Source organism: Phenylobacterium sp. (assembly GCF_041691455.1).
Taxonomy (GTDB): domain Bacteria; phylum Pseudomonadota; class Alphaproteobacteria; order Caulobacterales; family Caulobacteraceae; genus Phenylobacterium.
This window is the reverse complement of record NZ_JBEPUO010000063.1, coordinates 1-6,454: the sequence shown is the minus strand read 5'-3', so window position 1 is coordinate 6,454 and position 6,454 is coordinate 1. Positions and strand designations below refer to the sequence as shown.

6 protein-coding genes are annotated in these 6,454 nt (G+C 68.1%); 3 read left to right on the top strand and 3 right to left on the bottom strand.

Annotation, left to right across the window (positions count from 1 at the left end):
• Window positions 1–74 precede the first annotated feature (74 nt).
• The gene (locus ACESMY_RS23330) at window positions 75–1,460 is read right to left on the bottom strand and encodes a carotenoid oxygenase family protein (protein WP_372787036.1); all 1,386 of its coding nucleotides are present in this window, start codon (window positions 1,458–1,460) and stop codon (window positions 75–77) included.
• 97 nt (window positions 1,461–1,557) lie between these two features.
• Here ACESMY_RS23330 and ACESMY_RS23325 point away from each other — a divergent pair, with 97 nt between their 5' ends.
• On the top strand, window positions 1,558–2,154 hold the full coding sequence (locus tag ACESMY_RS23325) for a TetR/AcrR family transcriptional regulator (RefSeq protein ID WP_372787035.1): 597 nt from the start codon (window positions 1,558–1,560) through the stop codon (window positions 2,152–2,154).
• Here the strand turns inward: ACESMY_RS23325 and ACESMY_RS23320 are convergent.
• On the bottom strand, window positions 2,151–2,960 hold the full coding sequence (locus ACESMY_RS23320; protein ID WP_372787034.1) for an SDR family oxidoreductase: 810 nt from the start codon (window positions 2,958–2,960) through the stop codon (window positions 2,151–2,153). The genes ACESMY_RS23325 and ACESMY_RS23320 overlap by 4 nt on opposite strands.
• 119 nt (window positions 2,961–3,079) lie before the next feature.
• On the opposite strand from ACESMY_RS23320, the gene ACESMY_RS23315 reads away from it, so the two are divergent.
• Together ACESMY_RS23315 and ACESMY_RS23310 are read left to right on the top strand one after the other, a co-directional pair.
• On the top strand, window positions 3,080–4,240 hold the full coding sequence (locus ACESMY_RS23315; protein ID WP_372787033.1) for an epoxide hydrolase family protein: 1,161 nt from the start codon (window positions 3,080–3,082) through the stop codon (window positions 4,238–4,240).
• Window positions 4,237–5,247, top strand: a complete 1,011-nt coding sequence (locus ACESMY_RS23310; protein WP_372787032.1) for a beta-eliminating lyase-related protein — start codon at window positions 4,237–4,239, stop codon at window positions 5,245–5,247. Before ACESMY_RS23315 ends, ACESMY_RS23310 begins: the two co-directional genes overlap by 4 nt.
• Window positions 5,248–5,283: 36 nt before the next feature.
• Here the strand turns inward: ACESMY_RS23310 and ACESMY_RS23305 are convergent, their stop codons facing one another.
• Window positions 5,284–6,249, bottom strand: a complete 966-nt coding sequence (locus ACESMY_RS23305) for an acetyl-CoA carboxylase carboxyltransferase subunit alpha (protein ID WP_372787031.1) — start codon at window positions 6,247–6,249, stop codon at window positions 5,284–5,286.
• Between the last annotated feature and the right edge of the window lie 205 nt (window positions 6,250–6,454).

Genomic DNA, 6,454 nt, shown 5'->3' with positions numbered 1-6,454 from the left:
TAAGGGACTTCCACCCTCTCCTCCTCGCCGGCCTCCCGGCGCACTGTCCCCAATTCCCCTTGGAGATGTCTCGGTTAGCCCTGTCGCCAGTTGCCGTGGAAGCCGAAGGGGACGCGGCGGGGGAGTTTGGCGGTGGCGATCGGGCCGGTCGCGATGGCTTGCGCGTCGAAGACCAGGAAATCGCTGCGGTCCTCGGCGGCGCGATAGACCACCGCGATGAGCCAGCCGTCGCCCTCGGCCGCATCGGGCGCGCGCGGAATGAAGATCGGCTCGCCCGGCACGTCGCCTGACGGGAAGGTGTAGACAACCCGTTTGCCGGTCCCGTGGTCGATATGAGCCAGGCTGTCGAAGCCGAAATCGCCCGGACGGGCGGCGTTGGCGGCAAACCAGCCGTGCCGATAGGCCAGCCCCGCATAGCGTTCGTCGAAGCGGGGAAACTCACCCGCCAGGTCGTCGATCGGCTGGCGCTTGATGGTATCGGAGTCCGCTCCCAGGTCGAAGGTCCAGCGCACCAGCCGCGCCGCCGACCGCTCGTTCATAGTCCCGTCGGCCTTGGGGAACAGAGGCGCGACCGGATATTCCATCACATCGGCCAGGATCTTGTCGCCTTCTTCCCAGGCGTTCATCGGGTGGAAGACGTAGCAGGCGTCGGTGGTGAACCAGCGCACGCTCTCGACGCTGGCGTCGCGCAGCATGACGCCGACATGGCTGCCCTTTTCGGGCTCCCAGGCGAAGGGCGGCTGGCCCCGCATGGCCCGCTCCAGGCTGCCGGTCAGCGGCAGGATGGGGAAGAGCGCGTAGCGGTCGGTGACCAGGAAGTCGTGCACCATGCTGGAATAGGGCGCCTCGAAATTGTCGCGCCGCACCACCTGGCCCTCAGCGTCGGTGACGCCATAGGAGACGGTGTTGGAGAACGGCATGTCGCCGACCGAATAGGCGAACCAGACCATTTCGCCGGTCTTCGGATCGATCTTCGGGTGGGCGGTGACGCGGCCGGCGTATTCATCGACATAGCCGCGCGATTCGAGCGTGATCGGATCGAGCTCGAAGGGCTTGTGCCCTTCTTCCAGCGCCATCAGCCGGCCGGCGTGCCAGAGGATGTTGGTGTTGGAGACGCCGCCGTCCTTGCCGGCCACCGAGGGATCAGCGGCGCGGGGATCGAAGCCGCCGAACAGGGCCTTGCCGGCCGAGTTCTCCAGGTCCCACTTCGGCGTCCGCACATAGCGGTTGCGATAGCTGACCTTGCCGTCCTCGACGAAGAACCCATGCACCATGCCGTCGCCGGAAAACCAGTGATAGTCGCCGCGCGGTTCGAACTGAGGATTCGGGCCATTGCGGTAGAAGGCGCCGCGGATGCCAGCGGGGATCTGGCCGACAACCTCGAGGTCGAAGTCGTCTTCCGAGCGCACCGGCGCGAAATTGCCGCTCAGATAGGCGTTGATGCGGGGTGATCCGTCCATGATCTCTCTCCTGGATCTATTTCTTACGTTGTAAATTTATGTCGTAAGACATATTGTCCTGCAAGCCCTTTTTCTCGAAGCCCCGAGTCACATTTTCGTGCCCAAGCCGCTCTCTACCGCCCAGATCGAGGATTTCCGCGACCGGCTGATCGAGGTTGCCGAACGATTGTTCGCCGAGCACGGCCCAGGCGCGGTCTCGATGCGGCAGCTCGCCGCCGAACTCGGCGTCAGCCCGATGACCCCCTATCGCTATTTCAGGGACAAGGACGACATCCTGGCCGCTGCGCGCGCCTCCGGCTTCGACCGTTTCGCCGCGGCGCTCGAGGCGGCCTACGACACCTCGACCGACCCCACCGTACGGGCCCAGAACGTCGGCGAGGCCTATCTGAGGTTCGCCTTCGACAATCCGGCCGCCTACCGGCTGATGTTCGATCTCACCCAGCCGACCGAGACCAACTATCCCGAGCTGATCCGCGCGGCGACCCGGGCGCGGGCGACCATGAGCCACTACAGCCGGGGTCTGCTGGACGCCGGCATCATCAGCGGCGACCCCGACGTGATCGCCCACGTCTACTGGGCCGGCATCCACGGCCTGGTGGTGCTGAAACTCGGCGACCTGATCTCGCCGAAGCTGGAGTTCGACCAGCTATGGCGCGAAATGTGGCGCGCCCTGAACGCCGGTTTCCGGGTCTAGGCCGCCTCACCTGCCGCGAACGCCTCTTTTATGCGGGCGCGATTGGCCTCGACGCGCGGATTGATCTCCTGCAGCAAGGCCGCGGGCAGGTCGCCGACCGGATAGTGCAGCGCGTCTTCGTGCGCGGCGCGCCAGACCACTTCGGCCGCCTCCTCCACGGGAAGCGCGTTCATGCCGCCGCCGCTGACCGCCTCGCGGAAGCTGGGGCCGCCGGGCGCGGAGGCCTTGTCGATCAGCGGCGTCTCGATCACCGTCGGCTCGACGCATGAGACCCGCACGCCCGAGCGCATGAATTCGATGTCCAGCGCCTCGGAGAGGCCGCGCACCGCGAACTTGGTGGCGCAATAGACCGCAAACCGCGGCGAACCGGCCAGCGAGGCCAGGGAGGCGATGTTGATCAGCCGCGAGCCCGGCGTCTTCTTCAGCCGCTCGTGGCCGAGATAGGCGCCCAGCACCACGCCGCGAATATTGATGTCGATCTGGTCGTCGAAATCCTTCGGCGTCTGTTCGTCGAACCAGCCGTAGCGGCAGATGCCGGCATTGTTGACCAGCACGTCCAGCCGCCCGCCGCTGGCCTCGACAAACGCGTCCAGCGCCCGTTCCCATTCGTCGGCCTTGCGCACGTCGTGCACGACGGTGAAGCCGGCATTGTCGCCACCGATGGCCGCCAGCGCCAGCTTGAGGCCGGGCGCGTCAATGTCGGACAGCCCGACCAGCCAGCCCGCCGAGGCGAACCGCTTGGCGGTGGCCAGCCCGATGCCGCTGGCGGCCCCGGTGATGAAGACGGCTTTGCGATCGGCGGTCATGCGCATTTCCTCAAACCTTTGTTGCCGACGACCCTAGCGGCTCACCGTTCGCGGCGCGAGATGCTTGACCGCCGTCGCGTTAGGCGGTCAGCCTTCGCCGCGCGCAAAGGAGCACCCCCATGGCCGAGATCAAACCCTTTACCGTCAATCCGTCGGCCGAAGGCGTCGAGGCGGTGCTGAGCCTGGTGCGCGCCTATCCGTGGCCGTTGAGCCCGGAGGTCGAGGACGGCTGGAACTATGGCTGCGACGCAGCCTTCCTCAAGGACCTCTGCGCCTATTGGGTCGATGGCTACGACTGGCGCGCGGCGGTGGCCGAACTGAACAGGTTTCCGCAGTTCACCGCCCAGGTCGAGGACCTCACCCTGCACTTCGTGCATGTGGTCGGCGAGGCGGGCGGCAAGCGGCCGCTGCTGCTCAGCCACGGCTGGCCCGGCAGCCACTATGAGTTCTGGGGTTCGATCGAAAAGCTCGCCTTCCCCACGCGTTTCGGGGGCAAGGCGGAGGACGCCTTCGACGTCATCGTCCCCTCCCTGCCCGGCTTCGGGTTCTCCTCAAAGCCGAAGCGCCCAATCGGCCAGCGCACCACCGCGCGGCTGTTCAACGGCTTGATGACCGAGGTGCTGGGCTATGATCGCTACCTGGCCCAGGGCGGCGATTGGGGGGCGGTGATCACCTCCTGGCTGGGCTTCGACCACGGGGCACATGCTCGCGCCATCCACCTCAACATGCTGGCGTTCAGGCCCACCGGCGGCCCCAAGGACGAGGCCGAGGCCGCCTGGGCGGCGCGCGGCGCGGCCGCCGGCCAGATGTTCGGGGCCTATCTGCAGCTGCAGATGTCCAAGCCGCAGTCCGTCGCCTGGCTGGGCGCCGGCAACCCGGTCGGCCAGGCCGCCTGGATCGTCGAGCGCTTCCACGACTGGTCGGACCTGCGCGGCAAGCCGTTCGCCGAGATCTATTCCAAGGACCAGTTGCTCACCAACGTCATGCTCTATGTGATGACCGGCTCGTTCACCACCGGCGCCTGGTACTATCGCGGCCTGCTCGAGGAGGGCGGTTTCGCTGCGGTCCAGGGCCAGCGCTGCGAGACCCCGACCGGCTTCGCCCGCTACCAGGGCGACACCGACTATACCGGCGGCCCGCCTCGTAGCTTCGTCGAGCGAGCCTACAACCTGACCTATTGGAGCGAGCCCGCGCGCGGCGGCCATTTCGCGGCCATGGAGGAGCCGGACCTGTTCGTCGACGATGTGCGGGGCTGGGCGAAGGCGACCGACGCCGCATGAGCGTCCGCGACGATTTCGTCTCCGACAATGTCGCCCCCGCCATGCCCGAGGTGATGGCGGCGTTGGCCGAGGCCAATGCCGGGGCGGCCTCGTCCTATGGGACCGACGCAGTCAGCGCCCGGGCGGCGGATCTGATCCGCCAGATGCTGGACGCCGACGCCGAGGTACGGTTCGTGGCCTCCGGCACCGCGGCCAACGCGCTCACCCTGGCCGCGCTGGCCGCGCCGCACGAGGCGGTGCTCTGCCATGAGCACAGCCACATCGCCACCGACGAGACCGGCGCGCCCGGCTTCTTCGGCTCGGGCGTCGGCCTCACACCCCTGCCCGGCGCCTCCGGCCGTATCTCGCTCGAGGCCCTGACCCGCGCCCTGGCCGAGCCAGACGGGGCCCACCACCAGTCCGCCGCCGCCCTCAGCCTGACCAACGCCACCGAGTACGGCGCGGTCTATACCTCGGCGGAGATGAGCGCCTTGACCGGGCCGGCCAAGGCGGCGGGCCTGAAGATCCACCTGGACGGTGCGCGGCTAGCCAACGCCGTGGCCGCCGGCTTCGACATCGCCGGGCTGGCGCGGCTGGGCGTCGACATCGCCGTGCTCGGCGGGACCAAGGCGGGCTCGACCCCGACCGAGGCCATCGTGCTGTTCGACGGGGCGCTGGCCCGCCGCTTCGACGCGCGGCTGAAGCACGCCGGCCAGCTGGTCTCCAAGGGCCGCTTCCTGGCCGCGCCCTGGATCGGCCTACTGCAGACCGGCGCCTGGACCGCCCGCGCCGCCCACGCCAACGCCATGGCCAAACGCCTGGCCGGGCTGATGCCCTTCAAGGTCGCCCACCCGGTCGAAGCCAACGCCGTCTTCGTTGAGATGGACGAGCCGACCCTGGCCCGCCTGCACGCCGCCGGCTGGTTCGTCTACAGCGTCGCCGACGGCAGCGTCCGCTTCATGTGCAACTGGAGCACCACGGCGGAGATGGTGGACGAACTGGGCGCGGCATTGAAAGCGCTGACCTAAAAGACTTCTCCCAGAGGGAGAAGTCATTGGGGCGCTTCAGGCCATGCCCACCCGGCCGATGGCGTAGAAGCGGGCGGCGCGTTGTTCGCGGAGGGCGTCGGGGGTGAGGCCTTCCATGCCCTGCAGTTCCGCCTCGATGGCGTCGCCGACCGAGGCGATGACGGTCTTCGGGTCGGCGTGGGCGCCGCCGGCCGGTTCTTCGATGATCCGGTCGATGATCGAAAAGCCGATCAGGTCCTGGGCGGTGATCTTCATCGCCTCGGCCATGAAGGCGGCGCGGTCGTTGTCGCGGAAGACGATGGAGGCGCTGGCTCCGGGCTCGGCCACCGAATAGATGGCGTGCTCCAGCATCAGCACCTTGTTGGCCGCGGCGATGGCCAGAGCGCCGCCCGAGCCGCCTTCGCCGGTGATGGTGGCGACCATCGGCTGGCCCAGCGTCAGGCAGCGCTCGATCGAGCGCGCGATGGCCTCGCCCTGGCCGCGCTCCTCCGCGCCGATGCCGGGATAGGCGCCGGCGGTGTCGACAAAGGTGATCACCGGCAAGCCGAACTGGTCGGCCATGTCCATCAGCCGTACCGCCTTGCGATAGCCCTCGGGCCTGGCTGCGCCAAAATTGTGCTTGATGCGGGTGACGGTGTCGTGGCCGCGCTCATTGCCCATGACCACGACGGGCGCGCCGCGAAAGCGCCCCAGCCCGCCGACGATGGCCTGGTCGTCGCCGTACTTGCGGTCGCCGCGCAACTCGACGAAGTCGTCGATCAGGCCGGCGATATAGTCGACGCAGTGCGGCCGCTCCGGGTGGCGCGCGACCTGGACCTTCTGCCAGCCGCCCAGGTTGGCGTAGGCCTCGCGGCGCATGCGCGTGGCGCGGTCGCGCAGGGCGTCGATCTCGGTCTCGAAGGAATTGGCGCCGCCCGCCTGGTCGGAGAGCTTCGACAGCTCCTCGATCTTCGCCTCGAGCTCCGCGATGGGCCGCTCGAAATCCAGGTAATGCGCGGCCATGCGGTCCTTTTGACGTCGCTGTTGGCGAAGCGGCGGAACGTAGGCGCGAAGCCGGCGCGGGACAAGGACGGGCTTGTCGCAGGCTCAGGGGGCGATTCAACTTTTCCCGTCATCCCCCGCTGGAGCGGCTTTAGCCGCGGAATGCGGGGAACCCATATGTGGACGGCCCCCTGCTTGCAAGGTGAGGCCTGAGGTTTGATCGGAT